The organism is Desemzia sp. FAM 23989 (genome assembly GCF_045528345.1).
Taxonomy (GTDB): domain Bacteria; phylum Bacillota; class Bacilli; order Lactobacillales; family Carnobacteriaceae; genus Desemzia.
The window spans coordinates 11186-37860 of sequence record NZ_JBGQQT010000023.1 but is presented as its reverse complement, the minus strand read 5'-3'; the positions used below and the strand labels follow the sequence as shown (position 1 = coordinate 37860).

The window sequence follows — 26675 nt, the reverse complement described above, 5'->3', positions numbered from 1 at the left end:
GACGGGGACGATGGGTTGATTATTTTTTTGATCTCGCATAGTAAAAATCCCTCCTGTCTGATTGAGATAAGTCAATCTTACAAGAGGGGAGACAACAATTCTATGCGGTTAATTTTAACGGGCTTACGACGTAGAGCTGTTTTTTTGAATAATCAACATGAAATAACCTGAGGAAATAAAAGGAGAGTTATGTTGGAAAAAATTATTGAAAAATTCCGTAAAGGAACGCATTATATGAATATTGTCTCAGCTGTTACTGAAAAAGAACTTACAAATGTTAACAATATCACTGAAGAGTATCTAAAACAGAAATCGGTGAAGTTTATTCCTGCAAGCGGAGCAGCTACTAGGATGTTTAAAGATTTATATGCATTCTTAGAAGATAAAAAAGAGACTGAATTTGTTGAACAGTTTTTTGCTGATTTAGAAAATTTTGCTTTATATAAAGATATAAAAGAATACGTAGAGATAAATAAACTAGATAAAAATACCACTGAAGATCGCTTGAGAATTACTGACAATGTAGTAAAAAGCGGATTAGCATATGGTAAATTCCCTAAGGCTTTGATCAAAATGCATACATACGAAGAGAATACTACCACTCCCATCGATGAGCATATCTTTGAAGGAGAACAATATTTAAATCAAGACGCTATCAATTTGCATTTTACAATCGCGAATGAGCATGAAGAAATGTTTAATCAATATGTAAATCAAACTCTCCAAGAAAAAGATAATCTAAATATCACCTATTCTTTTCAAAAGGAAGAGACAAACATTCCAGCAGTAGACATGAACAATCAGCCATTTTATTTGGAAAGCGGAGAAGTCTTTCATCGTCCAGGCGGTCATGGGGCTTTAATCGAAAACTTAAATGACTTAGATGCGGATATTGTATTTATCAAGAATGTTGATAACGTGTGCCATAAAAGCCAAGTTGAAGATACCATTGAATCGAAAAAAGAACTAGCTTCTGTAGGATTAGAAGTCCAAGCACAGATCAAAGAGTATATAGCAGATATTTTATCAGATGAATACAATTTGGAAGATATTGCTTTGTTTATTAAAGAGGTTTTGAACATCACGTTGAAGAAAGAATTAACAAAAGACAAGGCTCTGTCACTGTTGAACAGACCTCTAAGAGTATGCGGGATGGTCAAGAATAATGGAGAAGCAGGCGGCGGTCCATTTGTTGTTGATAATGGAGACTACCTTGATCTGCAGATTTGTGAAGAGGCAGAAATTAATTTGAAGGATAAAGAAAAATACGAAGTATTCCATTCGTCGAAATATTTCAATCCGGTAGATATTGTCTGTTTCGTAAAAGACTACAAAGATGAGAAATTCGACTTGCGAAATTACACAAATGAAGATCGCTATTTCATTAGTGAGAAGACGTATCAAGGCAAGGAATTAAAAGCATTGGAACATCCAGGTCTGTGGAATGGTGCAATGCACAATTGGAATACGTTGTTTGTAGAAGTGCCTTTGACTACTTTTAATCCTGTGAAAACAGTTAATGACTTGTTGCGAGAAGGACACAGAGATGCGCTTTCCGTAAGATAAAGAGTAAATGGTTATGCTATTTATTTAGTGTAAACTCTCTTATATTGCAAAAGAGGTGAGTGAAATGAAAAATATTCTGGTTACTGGCGGAGCTGGATTTATCGGTTCAAATTTTGTGCATTATGTAGTGAATCATCATCCTGAGGTTCATGTAACTGTAGTGGACAAATTAACGTATGCAGGAAATAAAGAAAATTTAGCTGGACTCCCAGAAGATAGAGTAGAATTAATGGTAGGAGATATTGCAGATGCTGAACTGGTTGAGAAACTAGTTAAAGAGATCAATGCCGTTGTACACTATGCGGCGGAATCTCATAACGACAATTCTTTAAAAGATACGTTCCCATTTGTGCACACTAATATTATTGGAACGTATACCTTGATTGAAGCTTGTCGGAAGCACGATGTACGTTACCACCATATCTCAACTGATGAAGTGTATGGAGACCTGCCGTTACGTGAAAATCTTCCTGGACATGGAGAAGGTCCAGGAGAGAAATTTACGGTTGAAACACCCTATAATCCATCTAGCCCGTATTCCTCTACTAAAGCTGGATCTGATCTGTTAGTCAAAGCTTGGTTCCGTTCGTTTGGCTTAAAAGCGACGCTATCGAACTGTTCCAATAATTATGGCCCTTACCAACACATTGAGAAGTTTATTCCGCGTCAAATTACTAACATCTTATCCGGTATTCGCCCGAAACTTTATGGCGAAGGAAAAAATGTCCGAGATTGGATTCACACCAATGATCATTCATCTGCGGTTTGGACAATCTTGACTAAAGGTCGGATCGGTGAAACATATTTGATTGGTGCCGATGGAGAAGAGAACAATAAACATGTTTTAGAATTGATTCTGGAATTAATGAATCAGCCTAAAGATGCTTACGATCACGTAACCGATCGTGCTGGTCACGATTTACGCTACGCAGTCGATTCCACAAAACTTCGTGAAGAGTTAGGTTGGACACCTGAATTCACTAATTTTCGTGACGGTTTAGCGGATACGATTGAATGGTACACGGAACACAAAGATTGGTGGTTGGCTGAAAAAGAAGCGGTTGAAGCGAACTACGCGCAGAACGGTCAATAGAGAGAATGCAGGAAATCAAATAAATTATAAAGAGGACTGCTTTTTGCGCAGTCCTCTTTAGGTTATTCTATCTCAAGTTGTTCTTTAAGTAGATTAGATGTTTCGGATAAGTCATTATCGTCAATGATAGCGTAATAAATACCATCGATTTTTGTTCCAGCACCTTCTAGCTGAATTTGTTCTACATTTGAAGCTGCTCCTCTGTAATCATTGAAAATAGAAACCATATTATCAAAAGTCAGATTGGTTTGCATGTTATTTTCTAAAGTACCTAAAATCCCTTGGTAATTCGTAATAGTAGATAATGAAGCTACTTTGCTCATGGCTGCCATAATGATTTGTCTTTGACGTGCTTGACGACCATAGTCTCCATTTGGATCTTCATAACGCATTCGAGAATAAGCTAAAGCTGTGTCTCCATCTAAAGAAACCGTTTGTCCCTCCGTAAATGTATAACCTTCATAATCGAAGGAGAGTGGAGGAGTAACTTGTACGCCGCCTAATGTATCAACAATGTCTTTGACACCTTGCATATTCACTTCTACATAATAATCAATTGGAATACTTAATAAATTTTGTACAGTGTTGATCGACATAGAAACACCGCCAAAAGCATATGCGTGATTGATTTTATCCATTGTACCGCGACCCATAATCTCTGTATATGTATCTCTAGGGATGCTTAAAATAGAGGTTTGATCAGTAGTTGGATTGACGGTTACCACCATCATCGTATCTGAACGGCCTTTTTCTGTACGCCCTAAGTCACCTGTATCAACACCTAGTAATAGGACTGAAAAAGGTTCTTTGTTACCGACTTCAACAGGTTTTTGTCGAGTTTCATTTTTCTCGACATCTTGATAGATCTCATCAGTAGCACTTGTAACATCGCTATAAACCTTCCAAGCAAATAATCCCCCAGCTACTAGTAAGACTAAAAAGATAATGCCGATAGAATATCCTAGCTTTTTCATAAGTGAACTTTTTTTCTTTGTAGATCTTTTGTGTTCCATATCGTTCCTGCTTTCTTAAGATAGAGTGTTTAAAGCGTTACTAACAGATTTATATTACCATAATTATTTATTTTAAAGTAGAAGAGAACAAAGCGTTTTAAGAATAGGTAAGACAAAAGTTAACAGGATGTTACAAGTGTGAAAATAGATATATAAAAATAGATACAAAGCTAATCGGTTGTATAATATTAAACTAGGGAATACAATTATTTAAGGTAAGGTGTCATTAATCTTTAAGGTCATCTAAAATGCTGCAATTTCAAACATTAGAATAGGTGATGATAATGGATAAGAGAAGACCAATTATTGGACTTAGAAATGGCTGCTTCTTCTCTTCAATTCTATGGGTGATTATCGGCTGGTTGATTAAACTGTTACTTTTTTAACGCGTAGGAATAAATCATATGAATGCTGATGATGAAAAAGTGAGAGAGTTAGTTGTGGGAGAATAGATTTTATAGAAATTGGTTAAGGAATTGTACTACGATAAAAACAAAAACTTGATTTCTCTTTTAAGAGGGATCAAGTTTTTGTTTTTATACTAATTACTGTTGTCTTGTTTGTAGAATTCAAGAAGTAAAAGTGAGCATTTTCAAAACTTTTGTCCTATATCCCATAGAATCAAACACGTTATGATATTATAAAAGATAGAGAGAAAGAATTTTTATAAGACTTTATCAAGAATACATAGGAAAAATTATTTTTGTTTTAGGAGGGAGTTAGGGAACAACTGATTCAAGAGTTTAATAAACGATTCGAGGAAACTGATTTGCGTGCCGTACGCTCGCCTTTACGAATTTGTCCAATTGGAGCACATTCCGATTTTTAAGGTGGAAGAGTGACTGGTATAACATTAAATGCTAGCGTTAACATGGGTTTATACGCCTAGGGAAGACGGATACATAAATGTACATAGTTTAGATTTCCCTGATAAAGAGTACTTCCATTTGAGTCATGAGTCTGATTATGTGCCAGGTTTTTGGGGGAATTATTTGCGTGGAGCGGTATTGGCTTTGCAGCAAGATTTTGTTTTGAAAAAAGGCTTATCTGGAGTTGTCAGTGGTAAACTGCCGATTGGTGGTTTGAGTTCTTCTGCGGCTGTAACAACGGCTTACTTGATGGCTTTGTGTGATGTGAATGACATTGAAGTATCCAAAATGGATTTGATTAAGTACAGTCACTGGGTAGAAACGAAATTCATCGGTTTGAAAAACGGTATCTTAGACCAATCAGCGAATATTTTAAGCATGGATAATCATTTAATGGTTATGGACTGCAAGACGAATGAATATGAATTGATTGAAAAGGGAGTAGATATGCCGGAGTTTGAAGTGATTGTGGTGTATTCAGGTATTTCCAAACAACTAATGGGAACCGACTTCAATAATCGAGTAGATGAAATTCGTGTTTCAGGATTGCTACTTGAAGAATTAAGCGGTATAGAATTCACACCGTCTTTAGACAAGGTATGATTGCGTAATATTCCGGTAGGGGTTTAAGGAGAATACTAAGACAAGATTCAAGAATGTTTCAAAAATGATAAATTTAATGTTTACGTCGAACAATATACGGAAGGAACTTCTTACAGTAAAAAGTTGAAAGTCATAATGATGGGATATATGCCAATGAAACTCGTAGGTGTTATTGGAGATATTCAATATGTTATTGAAAAGCTGGTGTAAAAAATTATTTACTGTTGTTGGTAGGAGATAAGCTATTTGATTTAGAGTTGCCGGATTATGCCAGTTTCTATAATCCCATGGATGCGAACTGTATTGCGACTTATGCAGAAGACAATATTGAACAATTGAAACGTAATGGTTTTGCAGAAACTGATGAAAATCAAAAAGTTATTAGATTCGAAAAAACAACTGAACCAAAATCTAAATATGATGTGCTACTTTGTATATTTTAAAAAAGAGACATTGCCTTTAATTAAACAATATTTGGATGAAGGAAGCAATCCAGATGCTCCAGACCAAATGATTCCGTATTTATTGCAGAATACTGAACTTTATACGTATGTGTTTAACTAAGAACATTATTATGTTGGGTCTTTAGAGAATTACCAGAGAGTACAAAAAAATGTGTGGACGAAACAAAATAGAATAACAAAAAAAGGTAAATCGTTTAATAGATCAATCCTTTTATCATATACATAAGTCATTACTTAATGCTATTATTTATCTAGATAATTAACATGCTTGTTTAGAGCATAAAAGTACTGAACTTTATTACGATGATATCTAACATGCAAGTCCGGCAATATAAAAGGAGCCATAGAGAGAATGGATTACTACGTATTTAAATTAAATCTTCAACCGAATATTTTAGCAGTTTACAGACAAAAAGAGGAACTTGAATACCTTATTTCCGAAGAAATACCTAATGTTCTTGAGAGCGTATTACAAGTTAATGAAGTTGAGGGATTTTTTAAATTAACAATAGAAAATCATAGTAAGGAAGATTTTTACAAACTATTTGAATCATTAGAAGAGAAGACCCATAAATTGGTTTCTGAATACAAGAAGATTTTGCTTAATTATAGAAAAACCGGAGAAATTCATTATACTCAAGATTTCTTAAAATTAAATGAAGATTGTATGATCTCTAGGAGAAGTATTGAATCAAAATTTCCAAGTATAAAAAAAGCATACGACATTGTTCTAGATGAGATAATTGAAAGTTTATATGAACTAGAAACAGATAATCAAGTAGGAACGGGTATAACTCACATTAAAAAGTTTTATAAGATTAAACGATACATTTCTTTGGACGAAGGGGCTTCTTCTATCATTCCGTTAGAGCTTACTTCTTACTATAACCCTAAAACAGAACACATATTAGTAGAGACTGATAATATAGATGCCGCGACAAACTTTATTGATGCTTTTGAACTTCTAATCAACTCTAGCAAAGATGTTACCTTACGTATCGGAAAAATTAATATTAATCCGGTATATAAATCGTTTATACTGGAGGGAGAACATACTGAGGTTAGTTATACTTTAGTTTATCCCAATGGAAATCCCCCACTTGATCGACATAATATTCTCAGAGACTCTGAGGCTAAAGAGTTACACTCCACATTGGTAGGACCAGATGGAAGACCGTTAAAACTGGAACCTATAAATAAAATGTTAGAAGAAGAAGCTAAGAAAGGATATTTAAAGAGAATGGAAGGAAAAGCAAAAGGAGTATTTTCTAAAATAAAAAAAATTGGAAAGTTAGAGTCAGATATTTAATCGGAGGAATATAAATGAAAAGCAATTTTTATAATAACCCAATTAAATTGGTTTGGTTAGCATCTGCAAATTTATTACCAAACTATCTGTTTGTTTTATGGATACTAATCATAGTATTCTTATTTTTGGGGACAGTAATATTCGACTTTATAAGTTTTGATACTTTTTCTATTGCTAGTTATTTTAGTGCCTCATTAACTGGATTAACATTTACTTTAGCTCTTTTTACTGCTGAAAAAAATGTTTTTAAAGAGAAAGAACTGAAAATATTAGCAAATTATCAAGGAAAGAACGATAAGTACAAAGGACAAGCATTAATTGAATTGTTAGGTCCATTTGTATTTACTGCATTACTTTTTTTAATAACTGGTACTTTATCATTAATAGTCCCCTTTATTAAATTGGAATTATCTTCTGATACAACAATATTACTAATACAAGGATATATAGATATATTGCTTTTAGGTTTATTTAGTTTATTTAATTTAGTCATGATTATGTTGAATGATGTTTATCACTCTGTAAATAGAGATACATAAAATCATAGTAACTAATACAGATTAAATTTACAATGAATATTAAATAAAGCTATGAAAAATTACTCTGTGACGGGAGAATACTATGAAGTTTAATTTATTTGAGACTTTCTTAAAAAATCTAAAACTTATCATGACAATTGGACCTACTGCCCTATTTATAATTATGTTTGGCGTATTAAATTGGAATTGGGAATATTTTTTGTCGACATTCTCTATGGTATTAGGAATAATAGGTTATTATATAAGTGTCTTTCTGATAGATTCAACAAACAAAATACGAGAAGAATTAAAACAAGAGCAAATAAAAGAAACAATATTAAAAGTTAACTCAAATAAATTTATGGCTGATTACACAAAAATCGAAGAACAATTAAATAAATTTTCAACTATAGTATTAGATTTAAAAAAACAGCTAGAAACTAATGGTACGATTGAGAAAACATTACAAAATGAGTATACAAAAACAAAAATTATAATGATTCATTATATTGAAATTTATAAGGATACGATTGTTAATTATAGTGATGGGACTTTAGATATTGAATTTTATATATCAGTAGTGAACAAAACAAAGCCTGATAAAATTACTCGTAATCTATCACAAACATTAAAAGAATTACAAAGCGAAACAATAACTCTGCAGAATGCAATATTTGCTATACCAAAATTAATTCAGTAGAAGATAAACAAAGGAGAGATTAAAATGAATAATGAAGTTGAGGAATTGATGGTATCTCTATACGAAGGTAATAATAAATGGTATAAACTTCCAATAGAATTCAAAAATAATGCTAATGCTAAAAATACAAATAGTGCTAATAATAAAGAGATGTACTACACAACAGATGAGAATAAAAAGTTAGCTGATTATGTAGTGTCTGACGAAATTCATCTTATTATAGTAGGAAGATATGAATGGGAATACTACTATGATGAAGATTCTTATGATTTAAGAGATGGCTACTTTATATCTTTTGCTACCCCGAATATTAGTAACTCTAGGCTTGATCCAGAGAATGTTTATACTGTGGATGATAAGGATATAGAACCAATAAAGATTGGTATTGGAAGAGAAATTAAATATCTATCAATTCAGGTTTTATTTGACAAAGCAAAAAGGAATGCATTGGATATTACAAGTTTTATAAATAATTTTTTAAAGAAAAGCGATAAAAATAATTAGTATCTAATGAATTTCTCCAGACAAAAGCATAATACAAATTTGTTAGTCAAAGTAGAGTCTGTAAAAATGATGGAAGATATGAATAGGCTTGATTTATGAACTTATTAATTAGTTGATGGCGAATCTGTACATGGGGGCGAATTAGGAGATACAACAAAAATTGCTTGATAATTTAGGCTATCTATTTGGATTGAATCTATTCTTTAATTTGTGATTATCCGCTTAGGGGTAGTTACAAAAAGATTAAATCGTTCAATCTTTTTTGTTTTCTTAAGTGTCAAATTAAGTTGGATAAAATATCTTCATCCACGTAGCTCTAATATACTTTCAAAGGTGTTTGGTAATGTAATATTTTTCTTAGAATAGTATTCCATCTATTTTGGAAAAGAGGCTACAAATGTTTGGTCTATTTGATTGAATCCAATTCTCATTCAGCAATATTTTGCTTGAAAGTCTTTTTCCTTTGCGTTCTTGATGACCGTTTTTTTTCTTTAAACTGTCGATAGAGAAGGGATACGTAGAAGAACGGATTATTATTTCCTTGTTGTCAATGACCACATTTGTAGTTCAGCCTTTAACTAATTTTTTTTTAATATGATTCTTTTATTCCTAGGGAAAAACAACTTTTTGCTGTCGCCTCATTGCTCATTTTCTTGTATTGTTGGCAGTGAAGCTTTATCACTACTAATTTACCTAGGGTAAGACGGGTGTAGGTTATTTGTGATTGCTAAGATTTAGGCAAAAAATGAATAAAAGGTTCAAATAAACTTTATCATATCACAATAGCCAAGGTATTAAATAGTGGTTACAAACATAGTAAGAGAAGAGTTGGTAGAGAGGGACTTTTTAGTAATCATTTATAAATCTAAATAATTCGAAACACCGTCAAATCCAAGAAGTATAATACATAGATTTGACGGTGTTTTTGAATTTTTCTAGTCACGTTTTACATATTTAAGAGACTGCGTATATTCCAATGACACTAATGAACGCAATAAAAGGTGTTAGTTAGCGGTTACATTTTTTGGTTGGAAAAGAAACTTTCGTGCTTAAAGCATAATGCTAGTATATTAGATTAGTACCAGTTAAATTTATACTGACCTCCACCTCGAACAATTAAATACCATCTACCCGTACCATTCACAGTTATGATAACTGGAGTTTTTGAATAGTAACCTCCATAATATTTAAAACGTTGTCCAGAACTCATTTTTCGATAATTAATAGAATCTACTAAGTAAACATCAGCAGCATGTTGAAGTTTAACTTCTACTGACAAAACTCCGGTTGAATCTGCGTAGGGGATTTTTACCATGTAGCACCACCTCCATAAATATAAATTTTTCTAGTTAACTCGAGTATAATGATATTTTCAATCAGTGTTAGTGCGGAACCTAAAGAACTAGACTTTATGAAAGAAATATATTCAGAATGAGGAACTCCATGATAATGATAGAGAACACCATCTTTAAATTCAATTTCTAGAGTATTAGGCTGCCAACCAATACTTCTGATTCTAGTAGAAGATACAGTTTGTCTTTGAATAATAATCACCACACATTCTATTTTGTATTTGATTTTTCTTAAAATTGTATAAAAAGAGATTTAAAAAAATCTGTAATTATAATACCACTTTATCTAAATAAATACAATATGTAGTGTTTTTTTATTTAACAAAACTATATAAAGTGTTTTTAAAGCTAATAAAATTATTCTGTAGAGGTTTATTTAACTTCGTAGTTGTGTTGGATTTTTTAAGATGTTGTTTCAAAAATAGATATAGGATCTTCATTTTTATCTGAAATTTGTGCTAAAAGCAGTTAAACTTGGAGACAAAATTAAGTTTGGATTGTAAAAAGAAAAATTTGATTTTTTCAGTGAAGCGTTTATGCAGTGAGTTTTCTGTATTTTTAATAATCTATTTCAGTAGTTCATTCCGTGAATTTTAGATGAAAAAAGTTCCTATGTGGATGTTTATATAAAAAGTAAACTAAGCATTTGTGAATCCAAACTTCCTGCAAAAGGAATATACAGAGACTTTTTTGTAATATTTACTTTTTTGTTAGAGTTCAACAGAAGCGGTATTCTACAAGTGTACAAGGCCTTGTAACACCACTTGAAGGATATGACAATGATGATAAGAAAATTGACGGAAGAGAAGGAACGGGATTTTTTTGAGCAATATTCAGGAATGGTTCATGGAGCATTGAAACGATTAGGTGTGTGGTACATGCATCCGGATTACGATGATTTTGTACAGCAAGGCCTTGTAAACCCAGTAGAGGCTTACGAAACGTACTCACTACCCTACAGGTTTCTAAGAAGTTAAGCTTTATTCATGAATGGATGTCAGGGCTACCTTTTTGAGCGCGTTTACGATTCTAATATTCGTAAATATGAAAAAGCTGGAAGTTATTTACCAGTCCCCTATTGGATACTTCATTTTATTGAATTATTTTCTCATCAACACTATTTGACAAAGAGCCAGGAAATTCTTGAACAGCTTTTTCCAAGACCAGAAACTGGTCTCGAGCGTATCGCTTATGACTGGCAATGACTTGGTCAATAAAAAAAGCGGCTCTTTGCTCATTCTCAAATAAATGAATCATAGCTTCTCGATATTTTTTTGATGGTCTTTGAGCGATCTCTGCTATGGTTCCTTTTCTTAATTAATTTCCCTTTCTCAAATGAAACCGAGTGTCTAGTAATTTCTTCTCCACTAAGGTCATTTAAAATCAATAATTCTTGATCACGAACACTCCAGATAACTTCATTAGAACTAACGGTTTGATAGGTTTTTAGAGGAACTGAATAACGATTTCCTTTAAAGCGTATCGCATTGTCTTGCCCGATTTTTGCAGTTATACTGGCATCAAAAAAAAATTTTTGCTTTTAAGAGGAGAGACTGATTTCAAGTGTGCTTTTTCCAGAAGGAACACTGAATCAGGTCTCTTTTTTGTCGTTCCATGTACTTTGTGATTTCCTGTTAGGTCTAACTAGGCCCGACATTTTTCGTTCCAATCATCCAGTCCGCAATACTCAGTGTTAGCCTACGATAAGTTAACCCTTACGCCTTTGACATTTATATGCTATTAGCGGAACAACGACATAACGAAACTATTCAACGTAAAGAAAGAATTGTTGACGAAGCGATACGATTAAAACAGTTAGGTTCCACGTATTCGACCATCGGCCGTAAGCTCCACAAGCATCCCGTAACTATTAAACGGGATATTACTAAAGAAGTCACAGCGGTATCAAAGACAACGGGGTCTAAGAAGAGAACCAGTATTTTAGTTCCTTTTTATACGGATATTGATCAAAACTTTGAAAAAGGATTGATGGCGAACACGATTGAAGCATTGATTCGCCAAATAGGATATCAAGGTTCAGCATCACTGGTACGTCACTATGTATCTCTACTATGAAGAATACCGGTGCCTATTTGAGCAGTATCCATTTGTAAAAGAGCTATACAATAGTATACAGAGATTTAAAACGATATTTGAAATGCATGACGTTGAAGGATTAATGGATGGATTCTTCAAGCAGAGCAGTCATACTATAAAGAACTGCATAGTTTCGCAGATGGAACAAAACAAGATTTAGACGCAGCCATTATGGCTGTCCAATCTCCATACAGTAATGATTTAGTCGAAGGATCCATCAATAAAGTGAAAGTAATCAAGTGTATCATGTATGGACGATGCTCCTTCTCACTTTGAAGAAATAAAGACTTACTATTGGAGAGGTTCCATTCGTTCAACTAATTTTGGAAAAAGCCGATTCTAATGTAGTATTCACAATACTTAGTATTTCCAAAAACAGAAATAAAATCTCTTATTAATACCATTCGTTTTCGGTTAATTAAAGTTGCTTCTCGACTGACACATCATGCTCATCGATTTCAAATCTAATTCAGTTGTGAAAATGTGTATGAAAAAGAGTTTGAAACGATTCTTCAGAATTTAAATTACCTATGATTCGACTGTTAAATCAGTGATTTTAAAAATTATTAAAAAACAAGGGGGAAATTTCAGTTTCACCTAATTTTTTGATAAAAATGTTTCTGTACAAAATTCTATGAGTGATTTAGGATATAAAATATTCCATAATTTCTTCAGAAATTCTATCTCTATTGAAATAATCTTCACGTCTTAAAATATTGATCGTACTTTTTTTAAAGCCAGACTCATTTTGGTCCAAATAAGAAAAAACCACATCTTTTTTGTCTTTCCATGATGAAACTAGCGTGAGGTAATCTCGCATAGCTTTGAATCTATGGTATTTTTGTGCTAAGTTAGCTAGACACATAGATATTTTTCCTTTAAGAGAATGCTCGATATCAAGGTGATACAATATTATTAAAAAGTTAGAAATTTTGTCAATCTCATCAAAACTACAATAAAACTCATTACTCTGAATGTAGTTAATAAATCTTTCTATTGAATAGACCAATGATGGTAAATCTTCTATTATCCAATCTCTAAATCTTGATTTTTTAAATTTCATTATTGAATCATAAAATTTTATATTATCATTTTCTGAAACTTGGTATAATTCTTCAATGATTTCCATCATAATGTTTTCATCGTAAGCCAAGTTGAGTAATTCTATTTTTAAATATAGAGTATCTTCTTTTATTTCAAGATATTCATTTATATGTAATCGATATTGTATTTCAAAACTATTCAAATTTTTTATTCGATGTTTTTTTCCAACTTCAGTAGAAGATTCAATTAATCGTTTTAAAGAATTATTAACATTTAAAGAAGTTATATTTCTTTCATCTGTATTTAGAGAAATCATATATTGTAACAACTTACCTAAACTAAATATATCAGCAGATTCGTCAACATTTTTAGCTTGAAGTTTAACTTCTGGGGCGGTGAATTCCCCACTATCAAAACCTTGTATAGTAGTGGTTAATCGCGATTCCAAATTCCTTTCCATTGAGATGCCAAAATCTGAAATTACTACATCATTCCATGAGTTAAGTAATATATTTTCAGGTTTTAAGTCTCTATGAATAATACCTTGAGAATGGCAATATTTGACACCACGAATTATACTTAGGAAAATGTTATGCATTTCATCATTAGGAAATTCTGCAACACTTTCTCTTCTTAAATACACTTCTAAATTATAACTATATTTTTTCATTATGTAACTTGGCGGTTCTTCAGTTAAGTTATAACTTTCTAAAGTTACTACATACTCACTTTGAAACTGTCTCAATAAATTAATTTCTCTAATAAAACGTTCTTTATTTTCTTTTGCTTGATATGAATCCCCACCAACTTTTAGCACTTTTTTTGCAAACGGTATGTTATTTTGAACTATTTCATATACATCAGCATGATTACCAAACCCAATTAAATTTTGAACCAATGATTCTCTTCCCTTCTAAGATAAATTACAAAAAAATACGCTTACAGTTTATTATAACATTAATAATTACCAAAAAATATAAGTAACTTGACAGTGAAAAAAGAAATTCCTTATAAACGTTGAAGAAATAAGACTTTAGAACTTAAACCCTTAAAACGATGAATTATCTAAGGAAAAATAAACAGTTTTAACTTCGCAGTTAAATAGCAAAAAAGATAGAATCACTCGAAAAATATAATCCTTAAAAATCGCTGATTAATCGTCATGATTCGCCTAAAAACCAATAAAATGAGAAATAGAGAGAACTACTTCGCAAGATGTAAAAATTCTCCTATACCATTGTCCCAGTTTTTATAAATTCGTTCCAGCCTTTTTTAGATTATAATAAATAGGAATTGCAACAAAGGGAGTGAATGAATCAATGGTACGATTATTGCATTATGTAAATGATTATAAGCGGCAAGTCATTTTAGGGCCTTTTTTTAAGTTTTTGGAAGCCGTGTTTGAATTGATTTTGCCGTTGTTGATGGCGCGGTTGATTGATGAAGGAGTTGCCCAAGGAAATAGTTTGAAAATTTGGCAAATGGCGGGGTTAATGATCTTGATGTCGGCAATTGGTGGGGGATGTGCGCTTATTTGTCAGTATTTTTCTTCGGTTGCTTCGCAGGGATTCGGCACGGAATTGCGGAACCAGTTGATGAAAAAAATCAATACATTATCGCATGATGATCTGAATAAGTTTGGCACAGATACATTGATTACACGGATGACAAATGACATCAATCAATTGCAGCTGGCTTTAGCGATGTTGATCCGTTTAGTGGTTCGAGCGCCGTTTTTAAGCGTTGGTGCTGTTTTAATGGCTTTTATCATTGATGTAAAGCTGGGTTTTCTGTATTTGCTTTTATTGCCCATCTTTTGCGTGGTGTTGTTTTTAATTATTCGTTATACAGTGCCGTTATATAAAAAAGTACAACAACGTTTGGACAACTTAAATGAACTGGTTACTCAAAACTTAAGCGGAGTACGGGTGATTCGGGCTTTTGCTAGAACAAAAAGCGATACGAAACAGTTTGAAAGCAGTACGGATGACTTAGCTCAAGTAAATGAAAAAGTGGCGAATGTCTCCGCGCTTCTATCGCCCAGCACGACACTGATCATGAATATTGGGGTCATCATTCTGTTATACTTAGGTGGCTTTTCCGTAGATAACGGGTCTTTACAACAAGGAGAAGTTTTAGCACTGATCAATTATATGAATCAGATGTTGTTAGCTTTGATTGTTGTTTCCAATTTAGTGGTCGTGTTTACTCGCGCTGCTGCTTCTGCACAACGGGTGAATGAAGTGCTGGACACAACACCAAGTTTGTCTTCTCCAAAAGAAGGGAAGGTTGTTGAGCAGAACACTTCCCCATTAGTGGAATTTAAGGGTGTCGATTTCAGATACAGTAAAGAAGCTGGTTTATCTTTAAAGAATATCGATTTTTCAGTTTTTGATAAAGCGATGATCGGTATAACGGGTCCTACTGGGAGTGGAAAGTCGACCTTGACCCAATTGATCCCACGCTTTTACGATGTCAGTGGTGGGAGCGTAAGATTTTTAGGGATGGATGTCCAGGAATGGGATTTGACAGAATTGCGCGAAAAAATATCGATGGTTCCGCAAACGGCCGTTCTTTTTAGTGGAACGATACGAGAGAACTTGCAATGGGGAAAAAGTGACGCAAGTGATGAAGAATGCTGGCAAGCTTTAGAGACTGCCCAAGCCATCGATTTCGTTAAGCATCTTCCTGATCAACTGGATTCTCTTGTAATGGAAAATGGAAAAAACTTTTCAGGTGGCCAACGCCAACGATTGACCATTGCCAGAGCATTGATTGCTAAGCCAATGTTGTTGATACTGGATGATTCTTTATCTGCTTTAGATTACCAAACCGATTTGAATTTGCGGGAAGCTTTGAAGCGGGACTTGGATTGCACGGTAATGATCATTTCGCAAAGAATCCGTTCCTTGCAAAAAGCTGAGGAAATTTTATTAATGGATAGCGGTCGATTACTAGCTAAAGGAACACATGAAGAACTGCTAGAAAAATCACCGGATTATCAAGAATTAGTTGCATCACAGGAGGAGAAGTAAGATGAAAAAATTATCTTCCGAAGGGTTCCGTTATTTTTGGTCCTATCTGAGGGCTTATCCGAAAGAGTTGATCGCTGCTAGTTTGTTAGGCATCGTCAACGGTTTGACGGTTGTATTAATGACCTATTATATTGGTGTCTCCGTTGATCTCCTAATTGGTGCAGGTCAAGTGGATTTCGCGGGTTTGTTCCGTATCTTAGCGCTGTTCGGCGGGATCTTGCTTTTGACGGTCGTCAGCCAATGGGTCATCCAGATTTTAGGGAACCGGATTGCTTATAAATCGGTTGCTGAACTCAGGAAAGATACCTTTGAACAGTTGAATCGCCTGCCATTAAGGTACTATGACCAAACGGCGCATGGGAATATTGTCAGTCGTTTTACCAATGACATGGACAATGTTTCGGCTGCGATTTCAGCGGTCTTTATCCAATTGTTTTCAGGCGTATCGACTTTGGTACTGGCTTTAGCGTTTATGCTGTATTTAAGTCCTTTACTGACCTTGGTCGTGCTTATTGCTACTCCGATTATCTTTACGGTGATGTGGTTAGTAGCCAGGGCATCGCAACACAATTTCAGCAATCAACAGAAAATCACTGGAGAGCTTTCGGGGTTTGTTAATGAGCACATTCGAAATCAGAAAACGGTGAAAGCTTTCCAACAAGAAAGTGCTTCTCAAGAATTATTTGAAGAAATCAATCAGCGCTTGTATGTCGATGGGCAAAAAGCCCAATTCTCTTCTTCGTTGACGAACCCTCTTTCACGGGTAGTCGACCACTTAGCCTATATTTCAGTTGGTTTAGTTGGAGGATTGTTGGCTTTGAAAGGCAATTACGGTGTCACGATCGGAGTGATTTCCAGTTTCACGATCTACTCCAGTCAATTTACGAAGCCTTTTATCGAGATCTCCGGAATTACCACACAGATTCAATTAGCCTTAGCAGGTTTGGACCGGGCTTATGACATCATTCAGCAGCCGATTGAAGAACCGGATGAAGCGGACCCTCGTGTACTGACGCAAGCCAAAGGAGCGGTCTCTTTTCGGGATGTGGACTTTGCGTATGAAGAAGGGCAAACGTTGATCACGGATTTCAATTTGGAAGTGGAGCCAGGTGAAACGATTGCTATTGTCGGGAAAACGGGAGCTGGGAAGTCAACGCTGATCAACTTATTGATGCGGTTTTATGATGTCGATAAGGGGAGCATATTAATTGATGGGACCGACATTCGTCACATCACTCGGGATAGCTTGCGGAAAAGTTTCGGAATGGTGCTGCAAGAGACGTGGCTGTTTGAAGGTTCTTTACGCGCGAACTTGCGTTATGGTCGCAAAGGCGCAGCGGATGAAGAAATCTTCGAGGCATTAAAAATGACCTACATGTATGACTACGTAGCACGTCTTCCTGAAGGGCTCGATACACGTATTGGGGACAGCGGGATCAAAATCTCTGATGGACAACGCCAATTGCTGACCATTGCTCGGACCATGATTTCTGAACCGGATATGTTGATCTTAGATGAAGCGACCAGTTCGGTAGATACGTTGACAGAACAAAAAATCCAATCGGCGTTCTTGCACATGATGGAGGGACGAACCAGTTTTGTGATCGCCCATCGTTTGTCAACGATTCGAAATGCCGATAAAATTCTCGTATTGGATCAAGGGAATATTTTAGAGATCGGCAGCCATGATGAATTACTGGCGCAAGATGGCTATTACAAGAAGCTTTACAAGGCTCAATTTGCGGCAGAAGAATGAGAAAATATTGAATATCGAACAAAGCTCAGAACGGAGAGACGAAGCATCTCGGTTCTGAGCTTTGTTTTGTGTTTAGTTAATTTGCATTCAATAGCTTCTTGATACTGTTTAGCTTAAGCTTTTTTGAATTCTCTGACTCAGCTAAAATATCCATGGCTTTTTGGTATTCTAGATTTGGGCTTCCATCTAAATTCTTATCTGTGATCTCAAATGCTACATCAAGAGAAAAGATTTTTTTCTTGATGGGCGTCAATTTTTTTGCTGAAATTCTGTCCTATACTAAGTTCAACAAAGAAAAAGGAGGCGTCGATCGAAGCTGTAGGAAACAAAAAATTCATTTTAAACAAAAAATAGGAGGAATGAATCATGACTGAAAATAAACCGACTCAAGAAAAAACAGCCCAAGAAAGGTTGCAAGCCGAACAAGAACACAAAGAACATGTCCATCATACAAAAATCAACGCAGCGGCCATCGCGGATCACCTTTTAGGAAATATGCATTCGTTACATGTGAAATTGCATCAATATCACTGGTACGTAAAAGGTCCAAACTTCTTTACGTTACATGAAAAATTTGAAGAACTGTGTAATCAAAACGAAGAATGGTTCGATAAACTGGCGGAGCGTCTGATTACTTCCGGTCACAAACCTGCTTCCACAACGGCTGAATTTGAAAAATACTCCATGCTTTCAGAAAATGCGGTCAATAAATACGCTGAAGCAGAAGAAATGGTTGAGAACATTGTCGACGATTTCAGAAGCACCCGTGAACTAACCGTTCGCGCTATCCGTTTAGCACAAGAAGAGGGCGATGATGCTTTAGAGGATACCTTGATTGCTTTTAAAAATGATGTAGATAAAAATATTTGGATGCTGCAAGCGTTCATTGGCAAAGAAGCTTTGGAAGACGATGATGCTTTTGATGAAGACGAAGAGTAGGTCTCTTATAAACACACATTAAAAAACGGAAAATTTGGAGTTGGGATTCTTTCCAACTCCAATTTTTTGCCGTTAAAATAGTTTTCTTGATGGGCGTCAATTTTTTTGTGGTGCAGACCTTATATACTACATACAGGAATGATAAAAAACGAAAATAAAACAGATAAAGGGGAAAAATGAGTTGACTCAACACAACCAACCACATGCACTAGGAGACCACTCAGCTTGCATCCGCTTGGTTTCGATATTCAACCATTTGGAAGACAGCTCGATGGATCGTATTGCTAAAAAAGCCCGCACGAATCATTATAGAAAAGGCGAATTTCTATTTCGCTCACAAGAAAGAGAGGGTGACTTGTATAGTGTGAATCGGGGAAAAGTCCGTATCTATCGCTTGTCTGACTCTGGCAAAGAACAGCTGATTCGCATTCTGAATCCGGGTGACTTTACTGGAGAATGGACTTTATTCAATCCTGATGTTTTGCATGAGGAATACGCAGAAGCTACTCGAGATACCTCCGTTTGCACGATCCAACAAAAAGATATACAGGTTCTTTTGGAAGAGTACCCGGTAATTTCGTTAAAACTGCTCGCAGAAATATCGCAACGATTAGAAAATTCAGAACGGCAAACCGCTCAAGTGGCAGTAGAACATGTGGTCACTCGGTTGATTTTATTTTTGGTCGAAAATATAGAGCCTGAAATGGGCAATTCTCCTATCATCACTCTGCCGATGGCGAAAAAGGACATCGCTTCCTATTTAGGCACAACGCCTGAGACCATCAGCCGTAAATTTGCAGAATCGGAGAATGAGGGACTGATCCAACAGCTGCCTGAGAAAAAAATTAAGATTCATGATGTAGATGATTTATTGCTTTACAGTGAGTAGCTAAGAAATGTTTCCTAAAAGGAAGACTTTTGAGAAAAAGTATGTCCGATTTAGTGAATAATCGGGCACACCTTTTTCTATATGACGGAGTTCTGTCGTCCCTCTTCATTAACCACGTGACAAAACTCAGTACCTTGGCTTTTCTTTCCAGCGAAGTTGTCAAGCAAAACGGGAAAATAAGGAGGGAATTAGGGTGTATTATTTTTGGACCATGGTTGCCACCACGTTATTAACAGCAGGGACGCTCTTGTTCAGTCCTTTAGCTGGGAACACAACTGGCGAAACAAGGAGATCTAACGTTGTTGAGACAGGTACAGCTGTGGAAAGAGAGCAAGTCATGTATTACATAAACAACACTCATTTGGATAAACCAGAGAAACTTTTGACAGGAGATGGTGTCATTGGAAACGAAAAAGTGACGTATTACGAACTGAATGAAAAGGTAGAGGAAAATTCATTCTTAAGCTGGCTGCCCTGGAATTCAGCAGGTATCTTGTTTATCACTATCATGGTCAAGGTTACGCGAAAAAATGAGGAAACGGAGCAAATAAAATGGAATACGTATTAGGTATTTTGAACCCCCACGCAGTGGAGATTGGTTCATTTGTGATCCACTGGTATGGAGTGATTATTGCGGCAGCCATATATGTGGCTCTCCAGTTGAGCACTAAGGAAGCAACGAAAAGAGGACTGGAAGAGGATACCGTCATCGATATGGCCTTATGGGCGATTCCGATTGGTCTCATCGGTGCTCGGTTTTACTATGTGTTATTTGAACTTGATTATTACCTGCAAAATCCGAGTGAAATCTTTGCGATTTGGAATGGCGGCATTGCAATTTATGGGGGATTGATTGCAGGAGGGATCACGCTATATAGGTATGCAAAGAAAAGAGACCTTTCTTTGGCACTTACGTTAGATATTTTAGCGCCTAATGTGTTGTTAGCACAATCTATTGGCCGCTGGGGGAACTTTATGAATCAAGAGGCGCATGGTGGACCAGTTACCCGTCAATTCTTGGAAAAACTTTATTTACCTGAATTTATCATTGAACAAATGAACATCAACGGTACTTACTACCACCCGACCTTTTTGTATGAGTCCTTATGGAGTTTGTTGGGATTTGTTTTAATCGTGACTCTGCGAAACCGCAAACAGTTGTTACGCCGAGGGGAAGCTGCCTTGAGTTACGTTTTGTGGTACTCAGCGGGCCGGTTCTTCATTGAAGGCATGAGAACGGACAGTTTATGGATTGGCGATTGGATACGGGTTTCGCAAGCGTTGTCTCTGGTCTTGTTTATTGGTGCGATCGTAGTGTGGGTTCTGCGCAGACAAGACTATCCGCCGATTCCTTATTATTCTGATGGCAATAAGGAGCGGAGAAAGACTGTTCAGATGATGAATTGAGCAGAAAAAGAAGCGCAAAACTTGATCTGCGACAAGTTTCATTTGCCGAAAGTGGGCTATACTATAGTTGTAAAGAGAAAAAGGCCTATTGTTGCCGATAAAATAAAGAACAGACGAAGGAGAAATGAGTCATGGAAAAAGCTACATTGCAATTAGAAACATTGTCTTGTCCAAGTTGTATGCAAAAAATTGAGGGGGCACTAAAATTGGTTAATGGAGTGGATAAAGATAGTATCAAAGTATTGTTCAACTCCAGTAAAGTCAAAACCAATTTTGATTCAGCCGTCACTTCGGTTGAAGATATTCAAAAAGCGATCGAAGAGGTAGGCTACCCGGTGTTGAATACAAAAGTAAAAGCAGCTTAACCCATCAATAAATGTCTTTCATAAACAAGCAATCCTGTAAGAAGAGAAATCTTTTTAAGGGTTGCTTTTTTGTTGCCTTCATTTAGAAGCGGTTTATCTCAACAAAGATGGATCAAATAAAGTTAAACTTCCAAACTTGACAGTAGTCAATTTTTATCCAATCGAAAGACTTTATAGTAATCAATGTAAAGAGGGAGCTGCATTCAAAATAAAAAATGAATTCTTTTTTCACAACTTGACGGCAGTCAAGTTGTTACTGAAGCGGTTATCTTATACTACATGTATCAAGAGCATCATTACTGAATTTGGAGGGAAAAAACATGCAACATTATATATTAAGCAAGAAAAATGTCATTACCGTTATCAGTGGATTGTTGATCGCATTAGGATTCTTCAGTCACTTTGTATTAGAAAATACCGCACTTTTTGAATGGTCTTTGATCATCGCATCTATCTTTGGGATCGCACCAATAGCCATTTAAGCGTTACAAGCTATGAAAGTCAAAGTCGTCAGCATTGATATTCTGGTCAGTATTGCAGCAATTGGCGCACTCTTCATTCAAAACTATGAAGAATCAGCTATTGTCACGTTCTTATTCTTATTCGGACACTATTTGGAACAACGGACATTGAAGCAAACGCGCTCCGCTATCAAAGAGTTGATGGAAATAGCACCCGAAAGCGCCTTGAAGCAAATGGACAATGGGGATTTTGAAGAAGTGGAAGTGGAGGATGTCGACGAAGGAGACACCTTGCTAGTTAAAACCGGCGCAAAAGTACCTGTAGACGGTACCGTAATTTCAGGCGCAGGGCATATCAATGAAGCCAGCATTACCGGCGAATCAGTACCCGTCAATAAAGCTGCTGGTTCCGAAGTTTTTGCGGGTACCATTTTAGAAAACGGCACGATCCAAATTCAAGCAGACCGTGTCGGTGAAGACACCACATTTGGAAAAATTATTGAGTTGATAGAAGAAGCTCAAGATTCTAAATCGGAAGCCGAACGCTTCATTGACCGCTTTTCTAAATACTATACACCCGCTGTCTTGGTGCTGGCACTTGTTGTTTGGCTGGTTAGTCAAGACATTGAGTTAGCAATTACTATATTGGTATTAGGCTGCCCAGGTGCATTAGTTATCGGGGTTCCGGTTTCAAATGTGGCTGGTATCGGAAATGGCGCTCGCAACGGCGTACTTTTAAAAGGCAGTGAAGTCATCCAAGACTTCAGCAAAGTGGACACGATTGTATTTGATAAGACAGGTACCTTGACTGTTGGAAACCCAACTGTTGCTGAGACGGAACTGTATGAAACAGATTCTGCTGAAATGCTAGGCTACCTAGCCAGTGTGGAACGGGAATCGGATCATCCTTTGGCAAAAGCGGTCTTAGAACAAATTGGGGAAACGAACATCTCTGCTGTTGAAAAAACAGAAGTAGTGAAAGGCGGCGGAATCGTTGCAAGTGTAGATGGACATAGAGTGGCTGTTGGGAATGTGGCACTGATGGAAAAAGAAAACGTCACCCTCAACAAAAAAGCTCAAAAAGATGTACAACGGTTTGAACAACAAGGAAACTCTCTAGTATTGACAGCGGTCGATGGTGAATTAAAAGTACTGATGGGTATTCGCGACCAAGTCCGTCCGGGCGTCCAGGCCAATCTGCAAGAGTTGAAAAACTTAGGCGTGAAAAATCTAGTCGTCCTTTCGGGAGACAACCAAGGAACTGTGGATGCTGTAGCTAGCGAACTTGGATTGAGCGAAGCATACGGGCACATGTTGCCGGAAGATAAATCAGCTTACATCGGAAAACTGCAACAACAAGGACAAATTGTGGCCTTTGTTGGTGATGGCGTCAACGATAGTCCGTCTTTAGCATTAGCCGATATCGGTATCGCAATGGGAAGTGGAACAGATGTAGCCATTGAGACATCCGACGTCGTCTTAATGAACTCAGATTTCAACCACTTGCCTCATGCATTAGGATTAGTAAAAGCCACCGCAAACAACATGAAACAGAATATTGTGATTGCCATAGGAGTTGTGTTGGTATTGCTGGTGAGCGTTTTCTTCAGTGAATGGATGAACATGTCGATTGGAATGTTAGTTCATGAAGGCAGCATTTTATTAGTTATCTTCAATGCGATGAGATTGATGAAGTTCAAATTGAAAGGCAGAAGGAAGCAAGTAGAAACTGTGGCACGAACAGAAACAGTAAAAGCGGCATAAAGTGTATTGAAATAAGGACAAAATATAAGACTCATTCCTGACATTGATGAATAGGATCATCAACGTCGGGAATGAGTCTTATATAGGCTGGAATAGACCAATCTCTTAGTTTGTGAAACGTATAGTCTAACTAAAATTCAATCATTTAAGTTAAAGGAGCTGTCTAGCTGACTCCACAGTTACTTCAAGTAATTTATTCATGAAAGGAAATTCCGCTTTCATTTGTTCAAATTCAGCGCCAGAATCTGTAAAATGTGCTCGACCTTCTACTAAGAAGCCGGTGCCTTGGTAGTTGTTAAATCCTTCTACTTCACGACTGCCTAATGTTAAAATAATGCGGTCATTCTTAGCAACATCACCTTGGACACTTGTAAATCCTGCAATAGGAGCTAAAATGCGTTCATCCTCTGTAATACGTAAATAGGAATTCCAAGTGCACCGCACGTTGGGTTTATCGTCGTTTCCCCATGAAGTTATAGAAACAACGCCCTCATGCTGAGCGACTGCATAAAATTTTTGACTTAACATATTTTTTCCTCCTTCTATTAACCATTGTGACATTTCTATTATACACAAATACGAACACTTGTTCAATATAAGGGAAGGAACTTTATGAAATACATTATGTTTCATGCAACACTAGTGAGAATAAATAGAAGTTTTTTATTTTTGCAAAAACTGGAGTTTCTATTTCTGATAGACACTTATATCCCTTTACACTGGAGTCGCACTTCACATTTAGCAATAATTACATAAAATTTGAAGTTAACTTCAAATAATGTTAACATTTAACAAAAATAGAAGATTAAATCCTGGAGGGGTTGTAATGTTTCAAAGACCAATTTATCTTAATCAATTGATTCAATTTAAAGACTCTGATTTTATAAAAGTTATTACAGGAGTACGTCGTTCTGGAAAGTCAGTTCTCTTAATGCTTTTTAAAGAGCAGTTAAAGCAGGAGGGAGTACCTGAAGATCATATTATCTATATAAATTTTGAAAGCTTTGAATATCAGACAATTACAACGGAAGAAAAATTTCGTGACCAGTTAAATAAGCTGCTTCCCAAAGACAATAAAAAAATCTATTTATTATTGGATGAGATTCAAGTCGTAAAAGGATGGCAACGTGTCGTAAACGGAGTTCGAGTAAGTTTTGATAGCGATATTATCATTACAGGGTCAAATGCAAATATGTTATCTGGTGAGTTAGCTACGCTTTTAAGTGGGCGTTATATCGAAATTCCAATCTACCCACTTTCATTTCGTGAATTTTTAAGCGTAAAAGGAATTGAAAGGGATTCACGGAAAGTAGATAGCGCTTATAATGAATACGAAAAATACGGGGGATTTCCAAGTGTTGTTATTGCAGAAGAATCTATTAAAGATACCATTTTGTCAGGAATTTTTGATACCATTGTTTTAAATGATGTGGCACTGAGATCGGGTGTAAAAGATCCTACCGCCTTGAAATCCATTATCAGCTTTTTAGCAGATAACGTTGGTCAATTAGTAAATGCATCAAAAATTGTGAACACTTTAAAAAGTGAGGGTGTTGAAACAACGACTCATACTGTAAATCGTTATTTAGACTTACTTGAGAACGGCTATCTATTTTATCGCGCGAAGCAATATGACATACGAAGACGAGAATATCTTAGAACCAATGGCAAGTATTTTATTGTAGACGCTGGGTTACGAAGAAATGCAATTGGCAGAAAAGATGGTAATTATAGTAATCGATTAGAAAATATAGTCTATATAGAATTACTGCGAAGAGGTTATACAGTTGATGTTGGCAGACTGGATAGGAAAGAAATAGACTTTGTGGCACGAAAGTTAGACGAAACTCTTTATGTTCAAGTAGCATATGAACTACCCAATAACACACATGAAACAGACAACTTATTGAACATAAAAGATAATTATAAAAAAATAGTCGTCACAGGCAGGTATCATGATGTAGAACAAATAGACGGCATTCCGATTATCTACATTGCAGACTGGCTGCTGTCAGATTAGGGTGTGTCTTAAAACTATGGTTAGGAATTATTTGACATGGGTGATGAAGAAAGCCGATTGAACATCAAGGGGAAACTCGCGGTGATGAAGAATAGCGTTTGAACATCAAGGTGAACCAGCTGGTGATGAAGAATAGCGTTTGAACATCAAGGTGAACCTCGCGGTGATGAAGAATAGCGTTTGAACATCAAGGTGAATCAGCTGGTGATGAAGAATAGCGTTTGAACATCAAGGTGAATCAGCTGGTGATGAAGAAAGCCGTTTGAACATCAAGATGAATCAGCTGGTGATGAAGAAAGCCGATTGAACATCAAGGTGAACCAGCTGGTGATGAAGAAAGCCGATTGAACATCAAGGTGAACCAGCTGATGATGAAGAAAGCCGATTGAACATCAAGGTGAACCAGCTGGTGATGAAGAAAGCCGATTGAACATCAAGGTGAACCAGCTGATGATGAAGAAAGCCGATTGAACATCAAGGGGAACCAGCTGGTGATGAAGAAAGCCGATTGAACATCAAGGAGAAACTCGCGGTGATGAAGAATAGCGTTTGAACATCAAGGTGAATCAGCTGGTGATGAAGAAAGCCGTTTGAACATCAAGGTGAATCAGCTGGTGATGAAGAAAGCCGTTTGAACATCAAGGTGAACCATCTGGTGATGAAGAAAGCCGTTTGAGCATCAAGGTGAATCAACTGGTGATGAAGAATAGCGATTGAACATCAAGGTGAATCAGCTGGTGATGAAGAAAGGGAGTTTTTTTGAAGCCGTTGTATTAATAAGCCGTTGTTGCTCTAGAATAAATAACTAGACAACTTTGACTTTCAGCCAACGTTACGATGAGGAACCAAAATTTTATATTTCTTGTCAAAGTAGTTTTAAGACACACCCTAATTGGAAGACCCGATA

The 26675-nt window shown here is 36.0% G+C and carries 24 protein-coding genes and 1 pseudogene; 19 read left to right on the top strand and 6 right to left on the bottom strand.

All coding sequences use genetic code 11. From position 1 onward, the window contains the following. The first annotated feature begins 192 nt into the window (after nucleotides 1-192). Nucleotides 193-1566, top strand: coding sequence for a DUF4301 family protein (locus ACEN36_RS11325; RefSeq protein WP_407126622.1), 1374 nt, complete (start codon nucleotides 193-195; stop codon nucleotides 1564-1566). A 64-nt stretch (nucleotides 1567-1630) separates the two neighbouring features. Further along, a complete protein-coding gene (gene rfbB, locus ACEN36_RS11320) occupies nucleotides 1631-2659 on the top strand; it encodes a dTDP-glucose 4,6-dehydratase (RefSeq protein ID WP_407126621.1) in 1029 nt (342 codons plus the stop codon). A 62-nt stretch (nucleotides 2660-2721) separates the two neighbouring features. Here the strand turns inward: rfbB and ACEN36_RS11315 are convergent, their stop codons facing one another. Next, complete coding sequence (locus ACEN36_RS11315; protein ID WP_407126620.1) at nucleotides 2722-3672, bottom strand: LCP family protein; 951 nt, start codon at nucleotides 3670-3672, stop codon at nucleotides 2722-2724. A gap of 857 nt (nucleotides 3673-4529) precedes the next feature. On the opposite strand from ACEN36_RS11315, the gene ACEN36_RS11310 reads away from it, so the two are divergent. The 6 genes from ACEN36_RS11310 to ACEN36_RS11285 all read left to right on the top strand — a co-directional run bounded on the left by ACEN36_RS11310 (nucleotide 4530) and on the right by ACEN36_RS11285 (nucleotide 8639). Next, nucleotides 4530-5144 carry a hypothetical protein gene (locus ACEN36_RS11310; RefSeq protein WP_407126619.1) on the top strand — a complete coding sequence of 205 codons (615 nt, stop codon included), beginning with the start codon at nucleotides 4530-4532 and terminating at the stop codon, nucleotides 5142-5144. Nucleotides 5145-5507: 363 nt separating this feature from the next. Continuing rightward, nucleotides 5508-5708: a hypothetical protein gene (locus tag ACEN36_RS11305; protein WP_407126618.1), complete on the top strand. Its 201-nt coding sequence runs from the start codon at nucleotides 5508-5510 to the stop codon at nucleotides 5706-5708. A 252-nt stretch (nucleotides 5709-5960) separates the two neighbouring features. Beyond that, entirely contained in the window at nucleotides 5961-6917 is a 957-nt protein-coding gene (locus ACEN36_RS11300; RefSeq protein WP_407126617.1) for a hypothetical protein, read from the top strand. Nucleotides 6918-6931: 14 nt separating this feature from the next. Beyond that, nucleotides 6932-7456: a hypothetical protein gene (locus ACEN36_RS11295; RefSeq protein ID WP_407126616.1), complete on the top strand. Its 525-nt coding sequence runs from the start codon at nucleotides 6932-6934 to the stop codon at nucleotides 7454-7456. 82 nt (nucleotides 7457-7538) lie between these two features. Continuing rightward, entirely contained in the window at nucleotides 7539-8135 is a 597-nt protein-coding gene (locus ACEN36_RS11290; protein WP_407126615.1) for a hypothetical protein, read from the top strand. Between the two features lie 24 nt (nucleotides 8136-8159). Continuing rightward, nucleotides 8160-8639 (top strand): hypothetical protein, encoded by a 480-nt coding sequence (locus tag ACEN36_RS11285; protein ID WP_407126614.1) that lies wholly within the window; start codon nucleotides 8160-8162, stop codon nucleotides 8637-8639. Nucleotides 8640-9714: 1075 nt separating this feature from the next. On the opposite strand, the gene ACEN36_RS11280 is transcribed toward ACEN36_RS11285, so the two are convergent. Together ACEN36_RS11280 and ACEN36_RS11275 are read right to left on the bottom strand one after the other, a co-directional pair. Further along, a complete protein-coding gene (locus ACEN36_RS11280; RefSeq protein WP_407126613.1) occupies nucleotides 9715-9954 on the bottom strand; it encodes a DUF1883 domain-containing protein in 240 nt (79 codons plus the stop codon). Continuing rightward, entirely contained in the window at nucleotides 9948-10193 is a 246-nt protein-coding gene (locus ACEN36_RS11275; protein ID WP_407126612.1) for a KTSC domain-containing protein, read from the bottom strand. Before ACEN36_RS11275 ends, ACEN36_RS11280 begins: the two co-directional genes overlap by 7 nt. A gap of 577 nt (nucleotides 10194-10770) precedes the next feature. On the opposite strand from ACEN36_RS11275, the gene ACEN36_RS11270 reads away from it, so the two are divergent. After that, complete coding sequence (locus ACEN36_RS11270; protein ID WP_407126611.1) at nucleotides 10771-10968, top strand: hypothetical protein; 198 nt, start codon at nucleotides 10771-10773, stop codon at nucleotides 10966-10968. Nucleotides 10969-11231: 263 nt separating this feature from the next. On the opposite strand, the gene ACEN36_RS11265 is transcribed toward ACEN36_RS11270, so the two are convergent. Then, complete coding sequence (locus tag ACEN36_RS11265) at nucleotides 11232-11474, bottom strand: hypothetical protein (RefSeq protein ID WP_407126623.1); 243 nt, start codon at nucleotides 11472-11474, stop codon at nucleotides 11232-11234. A 251-nt stretch (nucleotides 11475-11725) separates the two neighbouring features. Here ACEN36_RS11265 and ACEN36_RS11260 point away from each other — a divergent pair, with 251 nt between their 5' ends. Continuing rightward, complete coding sequence (locus ACEN36_RS11260) at nucleotides 11726-12067, top strand: hypothetical protein (protein WP_407126610.1); 342 nt, start codon at nucleotides 11726-11728, stop codon at nucleotides 12065-12067. A gap of 664 nt (nucleotides 12068-12731) precedes the next feature. Here ACEN36_RS11260 and ACEN36_RS11255 read toward each other — a convergent pair. Further along, a complete protein-coding gene (locus tag ACEN36_RS11255; RefSeq protein WP_407126608.1) occupies nucleotides 12732-14030 on the bottom strand; it encodes a protein kinase family protein in 1299 nt (432 codons plus the stop codon). Nucleotides 14031-14451: 421 nt separating this feature from the next. On the opposite strand from ACEN36_RS11255, the gene ACEN36_RS11250 reads away from it, so the two are divergent. The 8 genes and pseudogenes from ACEN36_RS11250 to ACEN36_RS11215 all read left to right on the top strand — a co-directional run bounded on the left by ACEN36_RS11250 (nucleotide 14452) and on the right by ACEN36_RS11215 (nucleotide 23748). Further along, on the top strand, nucleotides 14452-16167 hold the full coding sequence (locus ACEN36_RS11250; protein WP_407126607.1) for an ABC transporter ATP-binding protein: 1716 nt from the start codon (nucleotides 14452-14454) through the stop codon (nucleotides 16165-16167). Nucleotide 16168: 1 nt separating this feature from the next. Then, the gene (locus ACEN36_RS11245) at nucleotides 16169-17923 is read left to right on the top strand and encodes an ABC transporter ATP-binding protein (RefSeq protein ID WP_407126606.1); all 1755 of its coding nucleotides are present in this window, start codon (nucleotides 16169-16171) and stop codon (nucleotides 17921-17923) included. 366 nt (nucleotides 17924-18289) lie between these two features. Further along, complete coding sequence (locus ACEN36_RS11240; RefSeq protein WP_407126605.1) at nucleotides 18290-18862, top strand: Dps family protein; 573 nt, start codon at nucleotides 18290-18292, stop codon at nucleotides 18860-18862. Between the two features lie 181 nt (nucleotides 18863-19043). After that, nucleotides 19044-19751 (top strand): Crp/Fnr family transcriptional regulator, encoded by a 708-nt coding sequence (locus tag ACEN36_RS11235; protein WP_407126604.1) that lies wholly within the window; start codon nucleotides 19044-19046, stop codon nucleotides 19749-19751. A gap of 193 nt (nucleotides 19752-19944) precedes the next feature. Further along, nucleotides 19945-20319 carry a hypothetical protein gene (locus ACEN36_RS11230; protein ID WP_407126603.1) on the top strand — a complete coding sequence of 125 codons (375 nt, stop codon included), beginning with the start codon at nucleotides 19945-19947 and terminating at the stop codon, nucleotides 20317-20319. Next, nucleotides 20304-21158 carry a prolipoprotein diacylglyceryl transferase gene (gene lgt, locus ACEN36_RS11225; protein WP_407126602.1) on the top strand — a complete coding sequence of 285 codons (855 nt, stop codon included), beginning with the start codon at nucleotides 20304-20306 and terminating at the stop codon, nucleotides 21156-21158. Before ACEN36_RS11230 ends, lgt begins: the two co-directional genes overlap by 16 nt. 131 nt (nucleotides 21159-21289) lie before the next feature. Further along, nucleotides 21290-21523, top strand: coding sequence for a heavy-metal-associated domain-containing protein (locus ACEN36_RS11220; RefSeq protein ID WP_230524258.1), 234 nt, complete (start codon nucleotides 21290-21292; stop codon nucleotides 21521-21523). A 320-nt stretch (nucleotides 21524-21843) separates the two neighbouring features. After that, nucleotides 21844-23748 (top strand): annotated as a pseudogene (locus tag ACEN36_RS11215) (heavy metal translocating P-type ATPase). Nucleotides 23749-23898: 150 nt separating this feature from the next. Here ACEN36_RS11215 and ACEN36_RS11210 read toward each other — a convergent pair. Beyond that, complete coding sequence (locus tag ACEN36_RS11210) at nucleotides 23899-24276, bottom strand: pyridoxamine 5'-phosphate oxidase family protein (protein ID WP_407103229.1); 378 nt, start codon at nucleotides 24274-24276, stop codon at nucleotides 23899-23901. Nucleotides 24277-24574: 298 nt separating this feature from the next. Here ACEN36_RS11210 and ACEN36_RS11205 point away from each other — a divergent pair, with 298 nt between their 5' ends. Further along, nucleotides 24575-25768: an ATP-binding protein gene (locus ACEN36_RS11205; RefSeq protein WP_407103228.1), complete on the top strand. Its 1194-nt coding sequence runs from the start codon at nucleotides 24575-24577 to the stop codon at nucleotides 25766-25768. Nucleotides 25769-26675 lie beyond the last annotated feature (907 nt).